This is a genomic window from Sphaerisporangium aureirubrum, from assembly GCF_042658925.1.
In the GTDB taxonomy this organism is placed as follows: Bacteria; Actinomycetota; Actinomycetes; order Streptosporangiales; family Streptosporangiaceae; genus Sphaerisporangium; species Sphaerisporangium aureirubrum.
On record NZ_JBHSRF010000011.1, the window covers coordinates 68,422 to 87,280 of the forward strand.

Consider the following 18,859-nt stretch of genomic DNA (forward strand, 5'->3'; position numbering starts at 1 on the left):
TTAGGGGGCGGGGGTCAGGGCTCCACGGTGACCTTGATGGCGACGCCGCGGGCCACGGTGTCGATGCCGTCCAGCACCTCGGAGAGCGGGATGCGGTGGGTGATGAGGTCGGCGACGGGGACGGCGCCGGTGGCGATGAGGCCGAGGGCCTGGGCGTTGTGGCGGGGGCTCGAGCCGTTGGCGCCGACGATGGTCAGCTCGCGGTAGTGCACAAGATTGGAGTCGAGCCGGATGATCGGGTCGTCCTTGGGCAGGCCGCCGAAGAAGCTGATCCGGCCCTGGCGGGCGGTCATCTGCAGCGCCTGCTGCTGCGCCGCGCCGGACGCCGCGGCGGTGATCACCACGTCGGCGCCCCTGCCGCCGGTCAGCTTCAGCACCTCGTCGACGACGTCCGCGTCCGCGCCGCTGATCGTCTCGTCCGGCCGCACCAGCCCGGCGGCCATGGCGAGCCGCTCGGCGTTGAGGTCGGCCAGCACGACGCGCCCGGCGCCGCGCGAGCGGGCCAGCCGCACGTGCAGGCACCCGATCGGCCCGGCGCCGAGGATGACGACGTCGTCCCCCTCGCCGACCCGGGCGAGCTCCTGACCGTTCAGCACGCAGGCGAGCGGCTCGGCCACCGACGCCTCGTCGTACCCGACGCCGTCGGGGATGCGGTTGAGCCCGTCCACGGCGAGGACCTTGGCGGGGACGACCATGTACTCGGCGAAGCCGCCGTCGTAGTGGTAGCCCATCGACTCCTGGTTCGGGCAGACGGTGAGCCGCCCGCGCAGGCACTCCTCGCACCGGCCGCACGGGATGGCGGCGATCACCTGCACCCGGTCGCCCGGTGCCCAGCCCGTCACCTCCGCGCCGGTCTCCACGATCTCCCCGGCGATCTCGTGGCCCATGACGCGGGGCGGCCGGATGTGGTGGTGGCCGTGCTTGAAGATCTTGACGTCGGTGCCGCAGGTGGAGCAGTTGCGGACCCGGATCTTGACGTCGCCGGGCCCGGGCTCGGGCTCGGGGGCGTCCTCCACGCGGATGTCACCGGGGGCGTGGAAGCGTGCGACCTTCACTCGAAGGGTTCCTCTCTGACGGGTTGCAGTAGCCGGATGACGTGCTCGGGGTCCGAGGCCGCGCGCAGCGCCTCGGCCCGGCCGGGATCCATCAGGATCTCGGCCAGCTCGGCCAGCAGCTGGACGTGACCGTTCCCCTTGGCGGCGATGCCGATGCACAGCACCACCCGCTCGCCGTCCCAGTCGACGCCGCGCGGGAAGCGCACCACGCTGATCGCGTCGTGGTGGACGGCCTCCTTGCCGGCCAGGGTGCCGTGCGGGATCGCCACCCCCTCGCCGACGTAGGTGGAGATGCTGCGCTCCCGCTCCACCATCGCGTCGATGTAGGAGACGTCGATGGCACCGGCGTCCAGCAGGGCCTGCCCGGCCTGCCGGATCGCGTCGTCGCGCGATCCGGCGTCGGCGTCCAGGCGGATGGCCCGGGGGTCGAGCGGCAGCGGCGCCGTCTCAGGCATCGACGGTGCCGCCACTCTTGATCGCGGCGACGAGCTTGTTGACGGCCGGGTCGCCGATGAACAGCTGGAACGGGATCAGCAACGTGCCCGGGGCGACGGTCTTGGCGGCCCGCTCGGCCAGCCCGACGTGGCAGACGACGATGTCGGCGTCGGCGGGGATCGAGTTGACCGGCGTGTGCCTGACCTCGATCGACCGGCCCGACAGGGCCTTGCGCAGCGTGCTGGCCAGCATCACGCTGCTGCCCATCCCGGCGTCACAGGCGACCACGATCGTCTTGACGTCCTTGCTGTCGATGCTGGGCATGGTTGTTACACCTCTCTGGCGGACTGGACCTGGTTGTCGGGGCCGGTGACGTCGCCGCGCGGCTGCTCGACCGCGTCCTGCCCGGCGTCCGGTACGGCTTCCTCGGCCTGGTCACCGTTGGCGCGGCCGAAGCCGAGCAGAGCCGAGGCGACCACGAAGCTCACGGCGGCGGCGATGAGCACGCCGGCGATGACGCCGAACCATCCGCCCTTGGGGGTGACCGCGATGTAGGCGAAGATGCTACCCGGCGCCGGTGTGGCGACCAGCCCGGCACCGGTCACCATGAAGACCAGCACGCCCGAGGCGCCGCCGGCGATGACGGCGAGGATGAGCCGCGGCTTCATCAGCACGTACGGGAAGTAGATCTCGTGGATGCCGCCGAGGAACTGGATGACGATCGCGGCGGGCGCGCTGGGGCGCAGGAGCCTCGGGCCGAAGAACATGTAGGCCAGGAGCAGGCCGAGGCCGGGCCCGGGGTTGGACTCCAGCATGAACAGGATGGACTTGCCCTGTTTGACGGCCTCGGCGACGCCGAGCGGGCCGAGCACGCCGTGGTTGATGGCGTTGTTGAGGAACAGCACCTTGGCGGGCTCGATGAGCACCGAGGCGAGGGGCAGCAGGCTGTGGCCGATCAGCCAGGAGACGGCGTTCCCCGCGGCGTCGGTGACGGCGCTGACGACCGGGCCGATCGCCACCAGGCCTACCAGGGCCATCGCGCCGCCGACGATGCCCGCGGTGAAGTTGTCCACCAGCATCTCGAAGCCGGCCTTGGTCCGCTCGCCGGTGAACTTGTCCACCAGCTTCAGCAGGTAGGCGGCGAGCGGGCCGATGATCATCGCGCCGAGGAACATGGGGACCTCGGTGCCGACGATGACGCCCATGGTGGCGACGGCGCCCACCACGGCGCCGCGCTGGCCGTGGACCATGCGGCCGCCGGTGTAGCCGATGAGGATCGGCAGCAGCATGGAGATGATCGGGCCGACCAGCTTGGCGAACGTCTCGTTGGGCAGCCATCCCGTGGGGATGAACAACGCGGTGATCAGGCCCCAGGCGATGAACGCGCCGATGTTCGGCATGATCATGCCGGCCAGGTGACCGCCGAAACGCTGGATCGTGGCCTTGATCCCGGTGCCATACACCGGTGGGGTATACGTGTCGGCCATAACTTTCTATGCTCCTTCGGGGCGGCCGGCGGTGAAGCCGGCATGAGGGGTGGAACGCGCCGCTGTCAGCCCCCGGACATCAACGGCTGGGTCGGGTCGGGTTGGAGGATCCGCACGCCTTCGCGGCGGATGTCGGTGGGGCCGGGCATCCGGCTGCCGGGCAGGGACACCGCGGCGGACGCCCAGGCCAGCGCCTCGGCCAGCGCGGCCTCGCCGTGGGCACCCGCGGCGAGGAAACCTGCCAGCATGGCGTCGCCGGCGCCGACGGTGCTGCGCGGCTCCGGCACCGGGCAGCGGCCGTACCAGGTCCGGCCGTCCTCTACGAGGATGGCGCCGTCCGGGCCGAGGCTCGCGAGGACGGCGTCCGCGCCGAGCGCGCGCAGCTTGCCCGCCGCGTCGAGCGCTTCACCGAGGGTGCGCGGAGCCGAGCCGGTGGCCTCGGCGAGCTCCTCGCGGTTCGGCTTGACCAGGGCGGGCGCCGAGGCCAGGGCCGAGACCAGGGCGGGGCCGCTGGTGTCGATGGCGACGTTGAGGCCCGCGGAGGCGAACCTGCGGCACAGCCGGGCGTACATGTCGACGGGGACGCCGGGCGGCAGGCTGCCGGAGGCGACCACCCAGTCGGCGGAGTGGGCCGCGGCCAGCACGGCCTCGGCGACCGCGTCCACCTCCTCGGCGGACAGGGCCGTGCCCGGCTCGTTGATCTTGGTGATGGTGCCGTCCGGCTCGGCCAGCGCGACGTTGGAGCGGGTGGGGCCGGAGACCGGGACGGCGATCATGTCGATGCCCTCCACGGAGAGCAGGTCGAGCAGCTGCTGGCCCTCGGCGCCGCCGTACGGCACGACGGCGCGCGAGCCGATGTCGTTGGCCAGCAGGGCGCGGCAGACGTTGACGCCCTTGCCGCCCGGGTCCAGGTGGGCGGTCCCGGCGCGGATCACGCTGCCCCTGGCCAGGGACGCGACCTCGATGGTGCGGTCCAGGCTGGGGTTCAGGGTCAGGGTGAGGATCACGCGCGCACCACCTCGGGCCCGGCACCCGCGAGCTCGGCGGCGACCACCGGGTCGACGCCGGAGTCGGTGATCACCACGTCGATCTCGGACAGCGACGCGAAGCGGGACAGGTAGGCGTCGCCGAACTTGGTGTGGTCGGCCAGCAGCACGCTGCGGTTGGCCGCCTCGATCATCGCCCGCTTGATCGCGGCCTCGGCCGGGTCGGGGGTGGTGAGGCCGTGGCGCAGCGAGCAGCCGTTGGCGGCCATGAAGGCGACGTCCACGTTCACCTGGGCGAGGGGGCGCAGGGCCCAGTCGTCCACGGTGGCCAGGGTGCGGCCGCGCACCCGGCCGCCGAGCATGATCACGCTCAGGTTGGAGCGGGTGGCCAGCACCGTCGCCAGCGGCGGGGAGTTCACGATGACGGTGAGCTCCCGGTCGGCCGGGAGGATCTGCACCAGCCGGCCCGTGGTCGACCCGGCATCGATGATGATCGACCCGTCCTCCGGCAGCTCCGCGACCGCCGCCTTGGCGATGCGCTCCTTCTCCGCCGTCATGACCTCGTCCCGCGCCGCCAGCGCCGGCTCGAACCCCAGCCGCTCCACGGGGATCGCCCCCCCGTGCACCCGGCGCAACACGCCCGCACGCTCCAGAACCGTCAGGTCACGGCGAATCGTCTCGGTGGTCACCGAGAACTCCGCAGCCAGCGTCACCACGTCGACCCGCCCGATGGCCCGCGCCCGCCGCAGGATCTCCTGCTGCCGCTCCTCGGCGTACATCGTGTTGATTCACCACCGTTTCCATTTGGTTTCGCCTTTGTTTATACCCGCATGAGTTGCCCCGTCAAGACGCAAACCCACACAACCAAGCCCAATCCCAACACAATCCCGCATCACAAGATCCCCCCTCTCCCCCACCTCCACCACACCAGCCCCCACCACACCCCCGGCTCCACGAGACGCCCTACACCACCTCACGGGACGCGACCTGCCCCGCCCTGACAACGGGGTTCGCCTTCACGGCGCCGGTACGCCGGGACGTGATACGGCGAACCCGGGGGCGCCGTATGGCGGCCGGCAGGGTGTCCGTGTCTTCTGGCTGGCCGGTTCCATGTAGGTGTTTGGTCGGGGACTGCCGTTAGCTGGTCGTGAATTGACGGGGAACCCCTACTCGGTTGGGGTGATCTTGGCCCACCCGTTGTCGTTCACGAGCTCGGCCATCACCACCCACCCAACCCCGCGCCCCCTCCGCCGGCGCACACGCGGCATCCCATGACGAGCGCTCTGCGGCGCCGAGGCGGCGGGACGTGATAAGGCGGGAAACCACCCGTCCCCCACCCCTGGCGCCCCTCACGCCACTCGATCACTACCCACCTCGGTGGCGGAACGTGACACGGCGGACCAGCAATAGCCGACGTCAAGTGGCCAACAACACCCCCCCGGCTGAGGCGGATGGACCCACCCGTTGTCGGATCACACCTTGTCGACCATGGCCCACCCGATCCACGGGGTATCCATCACCGCACATGAACGTCACCCCGCGATCCAGGCGCCCCGGCGAACCGCGTCCACGCCCCGTCCGCACACCCGGTCGTCGGCCTATTGGGGCAGGCGCCGCCACGACGGGACACCGTACGGGGAAGCCGGTTAACTGCGGAGCGGTACTCCTACGCACAGCTACTGTCCTGCCTGGCCGTTGACACCGTCTGCCGTCATCCCGCCCCGGAGGGGAAGCGGGCCAGGGCCAGGGGTGCAAGACGGAGCGCCCCACTGGCGAACGCCTGGCCCTGATCTGCTTGGCTCTGCTCAGGATGACGTCAGCGGGGCGGACAGGCTTCCACAGCAACCCGCTATGGTCTTTCGGTAAGGCTTGGGGCGCTCCCGGAGCCGGATTCCCCCGCCGGCGGCGTTTTCCTTGTTCTTGTACCGCTATAGAGATTGCGCCCGTGTGTGTTGCAGGGTCAGCCTTGTCATGTTCAGTCGCGTTTGGCGCCCTCTGGCCAGATGACATGTACGGTCATCCCGCGACTGTGGGCCTCGCTTACCACGTCGGCTGTTCCTCCGTAGGAGCGTGCGGGCTCGCCGTCCCAGACGGCGTAGAGCTCGTCGGCGAGGTCGAGCAAGACCCGGCTGGCTTCCATGTGAGACTCGGGCGTTGATTCCACGAAGTTCAACCGGTGGATGGTGCGAGCTCTAGCGGTCAGCGCGTCGTACTCGTTGTGAGATAGAGCGGGCAGGCTCTCTCGGTACTTCTGAGCGGGAACGACGACCTCAAGCGTTCCGCCCCTGTCGACTACTGCACGGGCGAAGATTTGATCAGCGCCGTCGGCTAGACAGGACAACCCGGTTACATCAGAGGAATGTTCGGCTAGCGCCCCGTTGATGGCTGCCTGAACGAGCGTGGAAGTTGAGGCGTCGAGACCGCGATGACCTGAGATGGCGATGTAAACCATGGTCCCCTTTCAGACTAGGGTCGCGCGGAGACGATCATCAAAGGCGCGGACGTGGTGGGTGATGGGACCGGCGTAGTCACGCCGGAAGCGACGGGCGCGCTGGATCACTCGCTCGGAGTGGTGGGTGACTCCTACCGTCAGTGCTTCCCCGGCCAGGCGAAACGCCTCGTCGTACTCTCCTGCGATGCGCCACGCTGTCGCGATCTCAGTCATCAGTACAGCGCGTTGCTTGATCGCGGGCTGTGCCGCCGCCAGGGACTCAGCGAATGCTGATACCGCCTCCTGGTGGCGACCTAGGCGCACCATGACCAGAGCGCGGTACCCGGCTAGTTTTGGTTGATCAAAGGGGAAAACCCAGGGCCATGGTGGGGCGGTGGCCCGTTCGGCTCTTTGTACGGCCTGCTCGGCCTCGTAGAGTGCCGCCATGGCATTCGATGCATCTTGGGCGGCAGCGTGCCCTAGGGCTTCGATGCTGGAGAGCCACGCGCTAGCGGTCGGGGGTGGATGGTCTCCCAGCCGCCTGCGAGCATCGGCTAGGAGGACAATGCCTAGCTCCGCATCGTCGCCCTCGATCTCGAAGGATGCCAGGCTCCCTATCATGTAGGCCGCGAGCAAGGCGTGATCAGCCTTCCGTGCCGCATCAATGGCGAGGCGGTAGTAGGCGCGGGCGGTGCCGGTGTCGTGCATATCGGTGTGCAGCCATGCTGCGAAACCAGCGGCCTCGCTGGTGGCTGCGCACACCTCGGCGGCGAATGGTGACCGTGCCGCCCGGCTTAGGGTTCGCTTGGCCAACTCCACGTGTGTGCTACGGCCGCCCGTGCCAGATCGTGCGCGGGGGTCACGGCTTCGAGCCGGCGTTGAGCACCGGTGATCGTTGTGAGACTTGCAGCGGTGCTCTCATCGACATTGGCAGCGCGGGAGGCTGGTGCAACACCGACCGCCGCAAGGACGACAGCCTTCCCAAAATCTCGTCTCTTCGTTTGATCGTCATCTCCCCGATAACCGAACCTGATCAAGTGAATCGGGATCTCTAGTCGGCTCGATACTTCCCGAACCTGATCCACAGTGAGGGACAGCTTGCGCCTGAGCACCTTGGAGACCCAGCTCTGCGAGTAGCCCACCGCCCCGGCAAGCTCGCCTTGAGTCCAACCCTGAGCGCGTTGCAGCTCTGTGAGGATGCGAGGGATGTCGCACTCCGCGAGAGCACTCGCCATGACAGGAGAGAGCCAGAACTGAGGCGGCAAACTTCCTTGTCCCTGAGCCATGAACCCTAGGTTAGGTCGGCCGGGCACGACCTGCCGATATTCGCGATGCGAATACCGCCTCCACTGATGGTGCTAGCGGGTTCTGCGATCCCCAATGTCCCGCCATGATCGCCGATGAGCGCCTCCCACGCAGCGTGTCCGAATGGCTACACAGCGGGGAGGCGCAATAGCGAGACCCGCAGGCGTTCGCACCGCCATACGGGTCCCTAACCGCACACTGGAGGTGCGATCTGTGAGGGATCATACGACTTTGCCCCCTCCGGGGACGGACGTGCGTCAAGGGAACCTATTAGGGGTCGTCGACCTGCTGGCGGTTCCTGAGTCAGCGAGCGAGGCTCGCAGGTTCGTGCGGGAAAAGCTGGGTGGCGAGCATCCCGCTTTGGATGATGTGACGCTGCTGGTCTCGGAGCTGGTGACCAACTCCCTGCGACACTCCGACTCACGTGGGGGCGGGTCGGTCACGGTTGCGATCGCGGACGCCTTCGATCGGATTCACATCGACGTGGTGGACGCCGGGAGCCGGAGCGGGAGCCTTCCGCGTGTATGCGCCGGGGAGCGGACCGAGGAGTTGCCGGAGGGCGGGCGTGGCCTCTGGCTGGTGGAGAACCGGTCGCTGGCGTGGGGCGTCTACGACGATGAGGCCGGGCGCACGGTGTGGTGTCAGGTCGGTTACCGGCGCCTGGGTGAGGCGGTGGATTCGGGTGATCTGGGTGAGGGGGCTGGTCGGCAGGCTGGGCTGACCGGGGCTAGGTCGCGCGTGGTGTCGTCGGGGGTGAGGCGCGTATGAGTGGGGTGGTTACGGCGCCGTGCTCGGCGGTCGGCCGGGCGGCGATGCGCTTGTCACAGGAGGTGGACCGGCTCGGGGCCTATGCCGACTTCTGTGAGGGTGACCGGGTGGCGCTGCTGTCGTTCGAGGTGGGTTTGTCTGTGTGGTGCGAGTACGGGCCCGATGGCGGCATGCGGTTTCGCTGGTGGACCGGTGAGGTCGACGCGAACGATCGTTATGTCTACACCTGGTGCCCGGCATCCATGGCGCCTACTGCGGCGCGGAGCGTATTTGGGCGCTGGGCGGAGCTGAAGTTGCGCGGTGAGGCGGGGCGGTCCGATGGCTGAGGATCGTCAGTCCGCCTCTGGTTGTGGCGAGGGAGGTTCGGCGGCGCCGGAGATCGTGTGGGTGCCGTCGGTGAAAGTCGGTGCTTTGCGTCACGGGATGGTGGGGCAGGTGCGGGCGTTCACACTGGACACGCTGCCCCGGCCAAATGCGGCTGCGGTGCGCGTTGCCCGGTCTTTGGGGGTGCAGGAGATTCAGTGTGTTCCCGATGACGGGTCGGCTCGTCTGCTGGCGGATGAGCTGCTCGCCGAGTTCCTCGGCCGTTTGCGGGCGGGTGATTCGTCGGCTGGTTAGTGGTGGTCTTGGGGACGAATAGATGGAACATGAGTCGTACGCTCCGGTAGATGACCCTGCGGCTTTTTCTCTCATGTTGATGTGTATCGCTGCCGTTGTGGGTTGCTTGCTTGAGGACTCTCGGAGGTTCGAATCCTCCCGTCCCTGCGCCTCCCTTGGGGGGATTCCTTCGTTTCGCAGAGAGGGCAATGGTGTCTGTTTTCTGGGCTGCTGCGGTGCGGCGATTACTGGTTGTGGTGGGACGGCAGGAATGCGGGGCGTGGGTCGCCGCTGGTGGCGTATGTGGTCGTCTTCGGGGTGGTGTTGCTTCCCGATGTGGTCAGGGGGGGCATGGGCTGGCTGGGGGTGGGAGAGCGCTGGGGTGACGTGGGTGTTGCACGCGGTGGGGTTGGTCCGGCTTCCTGTGCTGGTGGTGTGTGCGTTCTGGGGGACGTCGGCGGGGGTGCTGGGTGTGCTGGTCGCCGCTGCGGTGGTGCTGGCGGCGGCGGTGGGGTTGACCGGGTTTTGCGGTGCTGACCGTGGTGGGTTACGTGGTGGCGGCGGTGCTGGTCGTGGTGGTGCTATATCGGCATCTGGGTGTCTTGCGCCGTCCGGTGCGGCCGTGGGGTGGGGTTGTGGTGTTCTTGCTGCCTTTCCCGGTGCTGTCGTTGGCCGGTGTGTTTCATTCCCTGGTCACGGGGGGCTGGTCGCAGGCGGGTGTGCACGGTGTACAGAAGGGCGTGGCTGGTTACGGGTACGCGTCGGTGTGGTCGTTTGTGGTGGCGGCGATGTATTCGGAGGTGGCGGAGGAGACGATGGCGGCGCTGTTGATCGTTGGGCTGGAGCGGCGGGGAATGCCGGTCGGGCGGGTGTTCGTGGCCGGGGCGGTGCTGCGGATGTCGTATCACCTGCATATGGAGGTGCGGGTGTATGTGCTGGTCATGGTGGCGGGGGTGATGACCTACCTGTACCGGCGGTACCGGCGGGTGGTGCCACTGATGGCCGCGCATGCGCTGTTCGACATCGGGACGGTGCTGTGGCGACCGGGCGTGACCCTGGTCTGCATCGTGGCGGTACTGGTCTGGGGGATGACGCAGGACAAAAGCCTGACGAGTTCGCGACCCAAGCGGCATAGTGTGACCTGGGGGTGGTGGTAGGCGCGCGGGCCCTCGTCCGGGAGTATCCAGACGGGGCTTGGTGTACCCGGCCATGTGTGATGGGAGCGGTGGGGCCCGGAATGCCGTAGGCACCCGTAGGGCGACCGTGCGGGAGTTCGGCCGGCGCCATCGCGGCGGATTATGATCATTGGGCTGTCCGCGGCTACTCGCTCGGATGATCTTGATTTCTGACCGTTGAGCGAGTGGAGGGGGACGGCAGTGCTCCGGTGTGCGGCGGGTGCGCGCGGTGTGGCGGGTGGTCGGCGCAGTGTTGCGGCCCGTTGCTGCCGACGCCGGGACCGACCCGAAGGGGCGCAGCCCGGCGATCGGCAGGGCGGCGGGCGCTTGCGGCGGCGCGGAGTGCTGCCGCCGTGAGGACAAATGCAAGAGCGATTCGGCAGTCTGCGCGATTTCGAGCACAAAAGCACCGCTGGTACCGCCGATGTCATCTCACGTCCCGGAGTTGAGCGCCTGCTTGCAAAGACGCATGCCGATCTCTACTGAACTGCGTTCCTCCTAGTGGGTACCGATGCGCTTCCCCGCGAGTACCGAAGATTCCCCCTTGCTTCCCCCTGCATCGGGCACGACGTACTGCCCGCGCAGCGAAGAACCTCCCCGGCTGATCATCCCGTCTGCCGTCGGCCCGCTCGGCTTGTCCCAGGTCGACGGCGGACCGGTGATCGGCCTTCCACCTCAGCCATCTGCGGACACCGGCCCTCGGCTTCAGCGATCATCCCGGAGCCGGAGCGCCCCCGCCGGAGGTGTAAAGCTGTAATCCTTGATTGTCTACAAACAACAGGGCGTCATGCGATCTCTGACGGGCCTCAACTCTAGCCACCGCCTTGTTATCATCGAGGCTCTTTATCCTCGATTTCTGTCGTTTCTGCGATTGGATTATATCGACAGGACGGACTATCTCATCATCTCCACTTGGAGATGTCGGGCGCTCGTGGGGCCATTACCGCTTTCGCTCGGGCCCTAGTCTCTGAACCTTGCCGACCCCTCGGATCCTCGATCTTCCATGTCGGCCTTGGCTGCCGATCATCCGTCCCCGGACTTTCCGGCAATTCACCCAATTTTCATCCGCTGCTCGCGCAGGGGAGGGCCTTTACAAGCCATGCCCGCGATCACAAGACATCAACGTGGAAGCATAAATCTCCTATCCAAAGTGTAGGCTCGACTGTACACCCCATCCTCATAGTGGTAGACAACCAGCGGCTTTGCTGCCGCAAGGATCCTCCCCAGCAGCGGGGCTATGGCCACCGGCCCTCTATAGAATAGATGAAGAGCTGAATACCGAGAGTCCTCGCTCCATGCGCGAGCGAAATCACGAACCTCCTTTGCTACGTCTTCTAGACCAATTCTCCCCTTCTCTGCACCATCTTTTCCTATGTATCCTTCACGAACATACTCTCCCAATATTTCCGCATTCTCTAGATTGAGCCTGGGCAATGAGCGCTCATAAGTTGCGCGATTACTCGGCCCCCCAATCGAAATGAAAATCAACCCCTGATCACGCCTTAATGAATGCGATTGAAGGGAGCCCCAGAGATAGTCGATCTCCACACCGAAGCTATAAGCTAAGGCTCTCGCCTCCTCGATGGAGACGTTCTTCCGCACTCCGGATTCGATCTTGGCCAAGGTTCCCCGAGTCAGGGATGGCATGCCAGCGCGCGCGCACTCCTCTGCGAGCTTTTGGGCACTCCATCCTCGATCAAGCCTGAGGGATCGGATGACTTCGCCTATCCCTGTACCAGACTTCCCCACATTCCCCTCCAGCGCTCCCGATTAGAGCATCGCTCCATAACGGAACAATCAGATCATACATCTTGCACGGTTGCTCCGTAAGGGAGCAGTATGTTCCTGCCAGGGACAAGCGTCCTCGCACTGGACAGGTACCGCAGACAGAAGGCTGCATGTGACCAGCAAACGAAGATGGCTTCCGTCAGGCATGAGCGCAAACACCGGAGCTAAGCTCGAAGAGCAAGTACAGCGGTCGAAGATGCCCAAACCGGTCGTGATCGCAGGAGCTGCCACTACTTCGGGGGCTGCTGTGGCATGGCTAGTGGCGCCCAGTTGGCTAAGCCTTCTTGCCGTGGTGACCTCTTCGCTCACCGGCATAGTCGTGGGTCTTGCCTTTGCGGTTATCCCTCAGGAGTCCCATGACCGTCTGAACTGGTGGCGAGCATGGCTTCAGCATCGGGAACGGATGGCGGGTAGATCGTCACGCGACGAGCGGCCCGGAGTCGCCGGCGGCCGGGACCGGCCTCCAGCCTGCACGCCCGGCCGCCGAGCGGGCGACGGACCGCGAGGCGGCGCGCAGCGACGCCCTTGATTCGGCAGCGGGAGCTGTGTTCAGAGCTGTTCTGGTGATCGTCTAGGGCTGCCAGATGTTTCGGCAACGCTCGGTCTTTCGGCAACGCTCGTGGCGGTGGGGATGGGGATGGGGGCCGTGAGGGTCTTCGGATGTTTCGGCAACCTCGTTCCGGCGGCGTTGTCCGTGCTTGGCTGGTGGGGTGAGACGCGTGGATTCTTTCGGCAACGAGTGGGTGGTTGCTTGCGCGGCGGTGGGTGGTGGGCGGGGTGAGGGTCGCCTTTGGAAGACTGCGCCGAAGGCACCATTTCAAGGGTGGTGGCTGGGTGGTTGTGGGCGGTGGTGGCGTGGTGCGGGGGGGCGGGGCGGGGCAGGGTGATCGGCCGGTGGGGGTGGGCGCTGGGGGGCGGCGGTGTGGTCAGTGGGGTGATTGCTCGGTTCGGGGGGCCACGTCGGACGCGTCTCGGTGTAAGTACGCCACAAACCGTTAGTGATGAACCCGGCGCCGCCGTGCGGCCGGAACACAACCCACAACCCGTCGGACACATCACGGCCGATCACCATGAGCCCGGCAGGACCCGGGGGCGCGGGGGGCCTCCCCCGCACAAGCACAGCCCTTGCGGCTTTCCGCGCGAAGCGCGCCCCCTGCAAGGACCATTTCCACCGGCGCCCACGCACCAGGGTTACTGCCCAACAGCGAACCCGGCGACTCCGTAGAGCCGGGACATGGCCCACCGAACGCATCGCGGCCGAACCATGAGCCCGGCAGGACCTCGGGGGCGCGGGGGTGTCCCCCGCACAGGAACAGCCCTTGCGCCTCTTCGCGCGAAGCGCGTCCTCTGCGAGGACCATTTCCACCTGGCGCCCACACACCCGGGGTTACCCGTCCTACGGCGGGCGGGTGGGAATTTTCAGAGGGCGAGGAGGCGGTGGTGGGCCGCGACGAGTTGGGCTTCGGGGCGGGGTGGGAGGGAGGGGGAGCGGAGGGCCAGGGCGGCGGCGCCGGCGGCGGGGTCTCGGGTCGGGAGGAGGCGGTGGGTGGGGAGGGAGTCGCGGACGTGGGCGGCGATCAAGGTGGGGTGGGTCAGTAGGGAGCCGGCGAGGACGACGGGGTGGGCGGGGTTGGGGGACACGGCGTCGAGAGTCCGGATCAGACGGCGGGCGGCGTCCTCGAGGATGGTCAGGGACACGCGGTCCCCCTCGCGGGCGGCGGTCTCGACGACGGGGCTGAGCAGGCCGAGCCGGGCGGGTTCGCCGTCGTACACGGCGGCGATCAGGGCCTGCGCGTGCGCCTCATCGTCGAGTGCGGGGCCGGGCGAGGTGACCTCCGGCGAGCCCATCGTGGCCGCGAGCAGCACCGGCAGGACGTGTGCGGCGAGCGAGGTGGAGGGCCCGCGGCCGTCCAGGGCGGCTAGGACGGCACGGACCGCCTGCCGTCCGACCCACACCCCCGATCCTTCGTCGCCGAGCAGCCAGCCGTAGCCGTCCGCGCGCTTCACGATCTCCCGGCGGTCGATCCGGGCCGCCACCGCACCCGTCCCCGCGACCAGCACGCTTCCGGACGGCTCGGGGGTGGCGCCGGTGAACGCCACCAGGATGTCGGGGACCACGACGGGTGCCCCGGGGAGCCCGGCGGCACGCCAGGCGCGCAGGGAGAGCTCGCGGGCGAGCCTGCGGCCGGCCTCACTGGCACCGGCCAGGCCGAACACGCCGACGGGACCCGACGCGCCGCTGGGACCGGACACTCCGACGGGACCAGACGTGCCAACGGAACCCGATGCGCCAACAGAACCCGATGCGCCAACAGAACCCGACATGCCGCCGGAACCCGACATGCCGCCGAGACCCGATGCGCTAACAGAACCCGACGTGCCAACGGAACCCGACGTGTCGCCAGAACCCGATGCGCCGCCGGGACCCGATGCGCCAACAGAACCCGACGTGCCGCCGGGACCCGATGCGCCGCCGGGACCAGGCGCGCCGACAGGACCGGACATGCCGCCGGGACCAGGCGTGCCGACGGGACCGGCCCCCGTACCGGCCCCGGCGGAGGTGAGGGCGTCGGTGAGGGCTTGGAGGAGGGCGGCGCCAGGGTCGCGGGCGGAGCGGGGGTTGGACCCGCCAGCCTGGCCGCGGCCGACGATTTCGCCGTCGGGTGTGGCCACTACGCAGCGCGTGCTGGTGCCGCCGCCGTCCAGTCCGATCACCAGGCGCACGGGCGATCCCATACTCCTCCTCGGGCGGTTATCTTCGCAAAAGTATAAGTGGCTGGAGATTTTCCCCACCGGCGTCCGGAGGGACGCCACGCGGGTGGCGCGTCGTGTGGAAGGCTTTCCCCGCAGGCATCACAGGGCGGAGGGGCGACAGCGTGACGGACACCGTGCCCGGGATCACATGAAGCCGCCCGGGTCCTGGGGCGCTGAGAGGCGAGGGCGTGACGGGGCCGCGTGGAACGCCTCAGGGGCGAGGGCGGGCGAGGGCGGGACGGGCCACGGGGAGGGCGAGGGCGGGACGGGCGACGGGGAGGGCGGGACGGGACATGGGGGCGGCGGGAACCGTGCCGCGCGGTGGGTCACCGAGGTGTTCGCGCCCCAGGTTCTCGTGATCGGCATGCCTCCGGGGGTGGGCCTGCTGTCCGACGGCTGGCCGGGCGCCGCGTGGGGCCTGCTCGCCTCGGCCCTGTGCGGCGGTGTCCCGGCGCTGGTCATCGCCGTCGGCGTGCGGTCGGGACGCCTGGACTCCCGCCACATCGTGGACCGCTCGCTGCGCACCCGGCCTCTGCTGGTCGCGGTGGCGGCGGTGGTCGCCGCGCTGGTGCTGCTGGCCGTCCTGGGGGCGCCGCCCCTGCTGATCGCCACCGTGGGCGCCATGCTCGCCGGCCTGGCCGTCGCCGTCCCCGTCACCCTGTGGTGGAAGATCTCCTTCCACGCCGCCGTGACCGCGGGGACGGTCGTCGTGCTGTCGCACGTCCTCCCCCCGGTCCCGGCCCTGACCACGGGCGCCGTGATCACCGCCGTGGTCTGCTGGGCCCGGATCCGCCTCACCCACCACACCTGGCCGCAGGTGCTGGCGGGCGTGGCCGCGGGCGCGCTCCCGGCCTGGCTCGTCCTCAGTCTGTCGGGAGTCTGATCTCACCGAGTCGTGCGCGCAGCGCGAGGGGGCGCGGCGGGAGCGCGGCGCGGGCGTAGTGGTCGCGCACCAGCGTGGAGACGGCGCCGAGGCGGTCGGCGCGCAGGTCGGCGGCGCTGTAGAAGACGTCGCCATCCACCCGCGGGTAGTCGCGGTTGAGGTCCAGGTGGCGGGTCAGCTCGGCGGGGTTCTGCCAGACGGACGGCTCGCCGGGCGCGCCGGAGCGGTAGGCGGGCTGGCCGATCCACAGGTCGGTGGCGGTGCCCTCGACGGCCTCCGCCCACCAGGGGACGAGCTTGGCGTAGTCGGCGGCGGGGAGGCCGATGTTCCAGTAGAGCTGGGGGACGACGTAGTCGAGCCAGCCGTTGCGGATCCAGCCGCGGGTGTCGGCGTACTGGTCGTCGTAGGACTGGGAGCCCGAGGTGTCGGAGCCCCGGGGGTCGGTGGTGGCGTTGCGCCAGATGCCGAAGGGGCTGATGCCCCACTGCACGCGGGGCTTCTCGCGGCGGACGCGGTGGGCGAGCTCCTCGATGAGGCGGTCCACGTTGTGGCGGCGCCAGGCGGCCCGGTCGGGGAAGTCCTCGCCGTGCTCGGCGTAGGCGCGGGCGTCGTCGAACTCCTGCCCCGCCACGGGGTAGGGGTAGAAGTAGTCGTCGAAGTGCAGGCCGTCCACGTCGTACCGCGTGACGGCGTCCATGATGGCGTCCTGGACGAAGGCGCGGACCTCGGGCATGCCGGGGTTGTAGTACAGCCCGTCCCCGTAGGCGACGCCCCAGGACGGCTCGCGGCGCAGCGGGTGTCCCGGGACGAGCCGCGCGGGGTCGCGCCGCATGGACACCCGGTACGGGTTGAACCACGCGTGGAAGGCGAGCCCGCGCTCGTGGGCGGTCTTCACCATGAATGCCAGCGGGTCGTAGCCGGGGTCGCGGCCCTGCACCCCGGTGAGGTACTCCGACCACGGCTCGTACGGCGAGGGCCAGAACGCGTCCGCGGTGGGCCTGACCTGGACGAACACCGAGTTGAGCTTGAGTGAGACCGCGAGGTCCATCCAGGAGGTGAACTCGTCGCGCTGGACGGCGGCGGGCAGCCCGGGGCGGGAGGGCCAGTTGGAGTTCAGCACCGACGAGATCCACATGCCGCGCATCCGCCGCTCCGCCTCGGCGGTGGGTACGGCACCCGGAGGGGTCACCTTCGGCAGCAGGGACGCGAGGGGGGCGATCGCGGCGGCGAGGAGCCCGCCGAGCACGGCCCGGCGGTCGAGGTACGCGAGGGGTGAGTCACTCCCGGACATGACGGAAACCTTCCGATTGATCGCAGTACCTGAAGAAAATCGTCATCAGGCTGTGACCTTTCCGGGGGGCGAAAGAAGGAAATCTACATAGAAGATACGCACGATGGCACATGACTTCATGTCCCAGCGGTGGCCGCCCGCACCACCGGCACCATCGGACCCGGCCGCCGCACCGGCCAGGTAAAAACCCACACGGAAAGCCAGGTATGCCGCACAGTCCCGACCTCGACCGTCTCGCCGCCACGGTGCTCCAGCCCGGGTTCGACGGGACCACGGCGCCCGCGTGGCTGCTCCGCCGGCTGGCGGAGGGCCTGGGCGGGGTGGTGCTGTTCGCCCGCAACATGTCGGGGGACGGCACCGCCCTGGTGGCCAGGCTGCGCGCCGAGCAGCCCGACCTGATCGTCGCGGTGGACGAGGAGGGCGGCTCCGTCACCCGCCTGGAGGCCGCCATCGGCAGCTCGTGGCCGGGGAACGCCGCGCTCGGCGCGGTCGACGAGGAGGATCGCACCGAGCGCACCGCGGCCGAGATAGGGCGCATGCTGGCCGCGGCCGGGGTCACCCTGGACTACGCGCCGGACGCCGACGTCAACGCCGACCCCGGCAACCCGGTGATCGGCATCCGCTCCTTCGGCGCCTCGGCGGACCTGGTCGCCCGCCACACGGCCGCCTGGGTCCGGGGGATCCAGGGCGCCGGGGTCGCCGCCTGCGCCAAGCACTTCCCCGGCCACGGCGACACGCTGACCGACTCGCACCTGGCCCTGCCGACCGTGCACGCCTCCCGCGACCTGCTGGAGCGCCGGGACCTGCCGCCGTTCCGCGCCGCCGTGGCCGCCGGGGTGCGAGCCGTCATGTGCGGCCACCTGCTGATCCCGTCCCTGGACCCCGAGCTGCCCGCCTCACTCAGCCGCCGGGTGCTGACCGGCCTGCTGCGCGAGGAGCTCGGCTTCACCGGCATGGTGGTGACGGACGCCATCGAGATGCGGGCCGTGGCCGCCCTGCACCCCCCGGAGCGCATCGCGGTGCTCGCCCTGGCCGCCGGCGCCGACGCCGTCTGCGCGGGCATCACCTCCCCCGGCGGCGAGACCGTGACGGCCCTGCGCGACGGCATCGTCCGCGCCGTCCACGAGGGCGACCTCCCCGAGGAACGCCTCGCCGAGGCGGCCTCCCGCGTCCGCGCCCTCGCCCGATGGCAGGCCGAGGCGTCCCGCCGGGCGAACCGCCAGGACGGGACGGACGGCACGGGCCACCGGGACAGGACGGACGGCACCGGCCACCGAGACGGGACGGACGGCACCGGCCGCCGGGACGCGGCGATCGTCATCGGCCGCCTGGACGGGGCGCACACCAGGCTCGGGGCGGGTGACACGGGCCGTCTGAGCGCGGCGCACCCCACGGGCGGCCTGGACGTGGCAGACCTTGATCCCGTCCACGGGGTGTCGCGGCTCGGTCTGGACACCGCGCGGCGGGCGCTGCGGATCACGCCGGGCTCCCCGCCGCGGCCCGTGCTCGCCCGCCCGCCGGTGGTGGTGCGGATGACCGCCCGGCCGCACCAGGCGATCGACGACACGGTGCCGTACGGCCCGGACGAGGCGATCGCGGCGCGGCTGCCGGGCACGCGGATCGTGGTGCTCGTCCCCGAGGCGCACGAGATGCCCGAGCTGCCGCGGGACCGGCCCGTGGTGGTCGTGACGCACGACGCGCACCGTCACGGCTGGATGCGGGACGTGCTGGCCGAGGCGCTGCGCCGCCGCCCCGACGCCGTCGTGATCGAGACGGGCCTGCCCGGCCCGGCCTCCGGCGCCGTCCACCTGGCCACCCACGGCGACTCCCGGGTGTCGGCGCTGGCCGCCGCCGAGTGGCTCACCGGGTCCTGACCACGCTGCCATGGGGTGAACCCCCCATGA

The 18,859-nt window shown here is 69.4% G+C and carries 18 protein-coding genes; 6 read left to right on the forward strand and 12 right to left on the reverse strand.

All coding sequences use genetic code 11. The annotated features are described in order from the left end of the window. Positions 1-14: 14 nt before the first annotated feature. The 9 genes from ACFP1K_RS11080 to ACFP1K_RS11120 form a co-directional block, all read right to left on the reverse strand. The gene (locus ACFP1K_RS11080) at positions 15-1,055 is read right to left on the reverse strand and encodes a zinc-dependent dehydrogenase (RefSeq protein WP_380750155.1); all 1,041 of its coding nucleotides are present in this window, start codon (positions 1,053-1,055) and stop codon (positions 15-17) included. Next, positions 1,052-1,510, reverse strand: coding sequence for a PTS sugar transporter subunit IIA (locus ACFP1K_RS11085; RefSeq protein ID WP_380750159.1), 459 nt, complete (start codon positions 1,508-1,510; stop codon positions 1,052-1,054). The genes ACFP1K_RS11080 and ACFP1K_RS11085 overlap by 4 nt, the downstream gene beginning before the upstream one ends. After that, positions 1,503-1,814: a PTS lactose transporter subunit IIB gene (locus ACFP1K_RS11090; protein ID WP_380750162.1), complete on the reverse strand. Its 312-nt coding sequence runs from the start codon at positions 1,812-1,814 to the stop codon at positions 1,503-1,505. The genes ACFP1K_RS11085 and ACFP1K_RS11090 overlap by 8 nt, the downstream gene beginning before the upstream one ends. Before the next feature lie 5 nt (positions 1,815-1,819). Continuing rightward, positions 1,820-2,977, reverse strand: coding sequence for a mannitol-specific PTS transporter subunit IIC (gene mtlA, locus ACFP1K_RS11095; RefSeq protein WP_380750165.1), 1,158 nt, complete (start codon positions 2,975-2,977; stop codon positions 1,820-1,822). A 65-nt stretch (positions 2,978-3,042) separates the two neighbouring features. Next, complete coding sequence (gene pfkB / locus ACFP1K_RS11100; RefSeq protein WP_380750168.1) at positions 3,043-3,984, reverse strand: 1-phosphofructokinase; 942 nt, start codon at positions 3,982-3,984, stop codon at positions 3,043-3,045. Next, positions 3,981-4,742, reverse strand: coding sequence for a DeoR/GlpR family DNA-binding transcription regulator (locus ACFP1K_RS11105; RefSeq protein ID WP_380750171.1), 762 nt, complete (start codon positions 4,740-4,742; stop codon positions 3,981-3,983). Before ACFP1K_RS11105 ends, pfkB begins: the two co-directional genes overlap by 4 nt. A 1,196-nt stretch (positions 4,743-5,938) precedes the next feature. Beyond that, entirely contained in the window at positions 5,939-6,415 is a 477-nt protein-coding gene (locus ACFP1K_RS11110; RefSeq protein WP_380750174.1) for a hypothetical protein, read from the reverse strand. A 9-nt stretch (positions 6,416-6,424) separates the two neighbouring features. Beyond that, positions 6,425-7,207: a hypothetical protein gene (locus ACFP1K_RS11115; RefSeq protein ID WP_380750177.1), complete on the reverse strand. Its 783-nt coding sequence runs from the start codon at positions 7,205-7,207 to the stop codon at positions 6,425-6,427. Next, positions 7,189-7,680: a helix-turn-helix domain-containing protein gene (locus tag ACFP1K_RS11120; RefSeq protein WP_380750180.1), complete on the reverse strand. Its 492-nt coding sequence runs from the start codon at positions 7,678-7,680 to the stop codon at positions 7,189-7,191. Before ACFP1K_RS11120 ends, ACFP1K_RS11115 begins: the two co-directional genes overlap by 19 nt. Positions 7,681-7,912: 232 nt before the next feature. Between ACFP1K_RS11120 and ACFP1K_RS11125 the strand changes: the two genes are divergently transcribed. From ACFP1K_RS11125 to ACFP1K_RS11140, 4 genes are all read left to right on the forward strand, one after another. Continuing rightward, positions 7,913-8,467, forward strand: coding sequence for an ATP-binding protein (locus tag ACFP1K_RS11125; RefSeq protein ID WP_380750183.1), 555 nt, complete (start codon positions 7,913-7,915; stop codon positions 8,465-8,467). Continuing rightward, positions 8,464-8,793 (forward strand): hypothetical protein, encoded by a 330-nt coding sequence (locus ACFP1K_RS11130; protein ID WP_380750186.1) that lies wholly within the window; start codon positions 8,464-8,466, stop codon positions 8,791-8,793. The genes ACFP1K_RS11125 and ACFP1K_RS11130 overlap by 4 nt, the downstream gene beginning before the upstream one ends. After that, positions 8,786-9,085 (forward strand): hypothetical protein, encoded by a 300-nt coding sequence (locus tag ACFP1K_RS11135; protein ID WP_380750189.1) that lies wholly within the window; start codon positions 8,786-8,788, stop codon positions 9,083-9,085. Before ACFP1K_RS11130 ends, ACFP1K_RS11135 begins: the two co-directional genes overlap by 8 nt. A gap of 509 nt (positions 9,086-9,594) precedes the next feature. Then, positions 9,595-10,221 (forward strand): CPBP family intramembrane glutamic endopeptidase, encoded by a 627-nt coding sequence (locus tag ACFP1K_RS11140; protein ID WP_380750192.1) that lies wholly within the window; start codon positions 9,595-9,597, stop codon positions 10,219-10,221. A gap of 1,137 nt (positions 10,222-11,358) precedes the next feature. Here ACFP1K_RS11140 and ACFP1K_RS11145 read toward each other — a convergent pair. Continuing rightward, a complete protein-coding gene (locus ACFP1K_RS11145; protein WP_380750195.1) occupies positions 11,359-11,988 on the reverse strand; it encodes an SAVED domain-containing protein in 630 nt (209 codons plus the stop codon). Positions 11,989-13,446: 1,458 nt separating this feature from the next. Continuing rightward, complete coding sequence (locus tag ACFP1K_RS11150) at positions 13,447-14,763, reverse strand: N-acetylglucosamine kinase (RefSeq protein ID WP_380750198.1); 1,317 nt, start codon at positions 14,761-14,763, stop codon at positions 13,447-13,449. Between the two features lie 382 nt (positions 14,764-15,145). Here ACFP1K_RS11150 and ACFP1K_RS11155 point away from each other — a divergent pair, with 382 nt between their 5' ends. Next, positions 15,146-15,664, forward strand: coding sequence for a hypothetical protein (locus ACFP1K_RS11155; RefSeq protein WP_380750201.1), 519 nt, complete (start codon positions 15,146-15,148; stop codon positions 15,662-15,664). On the opposite strand, the gene ACFP1K_RS11160 is transcribed toward ACFP1K_RS11155, so the two are convergent. Then, positions 15,645-16,955 (reverse strand): glycoside hydrolase family 10 protein, encoded by a 1,311-nt coding sequence (locus ACFP1K_RS11160; RefSeq protein ID WP_380750204.1) that lies wholly within the window; start codon positions 16,953-16,955, stop codon positions 15,645-15,647. The two genes, ACFP1K_RS11155 and ACFP1K_RS11160, sit on opposite strands and share 20 nt — an antisense overlap. 206 nt (positions 16,956-17,161) lie before the next feature. Between ACFP1K_RS11160 and ACFP1K_RS11165 the strand changes: the two genes are divergently transcribed. Continuing rightward, positions 17,162-18,829 (forward strand): glycoside hydrolase family 3 protein, encoded by a 1,668-nt coding sequence (locus ACFP1K_RS11165; RefSeq protein ID WP_380750207.1) that lies wholly within the window; start codon positions 17,162-17,164, stop codon positions 18,827-18,829. Positions 18,830-18,859: the final 30 nt, after the last annotated feature.

What these genes read in the sequence shown, in the direction of transcription:
- ACFP1K_RS11085 (WP_380750159.1), bottom strand. Translation starts at nt 1,510, where the DNA reads ATGCCTGAGACGGCGCCGCTGCCGCTCGACCCCCGGGCCATCCGCCTG.
- ACFP1K_RS11090 (WP_380750162.1), bottom strand. Translation starts at nt 1,814, where the DNA reads ATGCCCAGCATCGACAGCAAGGACGTCAAGACGATCGTGGTCGCCTGT.
- mtlA (WP_380750165.1), bottom strand. Translation starts at nt 2,977, where the DNA reads ATGGCCGACACGTATACCCCACCGGTGTATGGCACCGGGATCAAGGCC.
- ACFP1K_RS11105 (WP_380750171.1), bottom strand. Translation starts at nt 4,742, where the DNA reads ATGTACGCCGAGGAGCGGCAGCAGGAGATCCTGCGGCGGGCGCGGGCC.
- ACFP1K_RS11110 (WP_380750174.1), bottom strand. Translation starts at nt 6,415, where the DNA reads ATGGTTTACATCGCCATCTCAGGTCATCGCGGTCTCGACGCCTCAACT.
- ACFP1K_RS11120 (WP_380750180.1), bottom strand. Translation starts at nt 7,680, where the DNA reads ATGGCTCAGGGACAAGGAAGTTTGCCGCCTCAGTTCTGGCTCTCTCCT.
- ACFP1K_RS11130 (WP_380750186.1), top strand. Translation starts at nt 8,464, where the DNA reads ATGAGTGGGGTGGTTACGGCGCCGTGCTCGGCGGTCGGCCGGGCGGCG.
- ACFP1K_RS11135 (WP_380750189.1), top strand. Translation starts at nt 8,786, where the DNA reads ATGGCTGAGGATCGTCAGTCCGCCTCTGGTTGTGGCGAGGGAGGTTCG.
- ACFP1K_RS11150 (WP_380750198.1), bottom strand. Translation starts at nt 14,763, where the DNA reads ATGGGATCGCCCGTGCGCCTGGTGATCGGACTGGACGGCGGCGGCACC.
- ACFP1K_RS11155 (WP_380750201.1), top strand. Translation starts at nt 15,146, where the DNA reads ATGCCTCCGGGGGTGGGCCTGCTGTCCGACGGCTGGCCGGGCGCCGCG.
- ACFP1K_RS11160 (WP_380750204.1), bottom strand. Translation starts at nt 16,955, where the DNA reads ATGTCCGGGAGTGACTCACCCCTCGCGTACCTCGACCGCCGGGCCGTG.
- ACFP1K_RS11165 (WP_380750207.1), top strand. Translation starts at nt 17,162, where the DNA reads ATGCCGCACAGTCCCGACCTCGACCGTCTCGCCGCCACGGTGCTCCAG.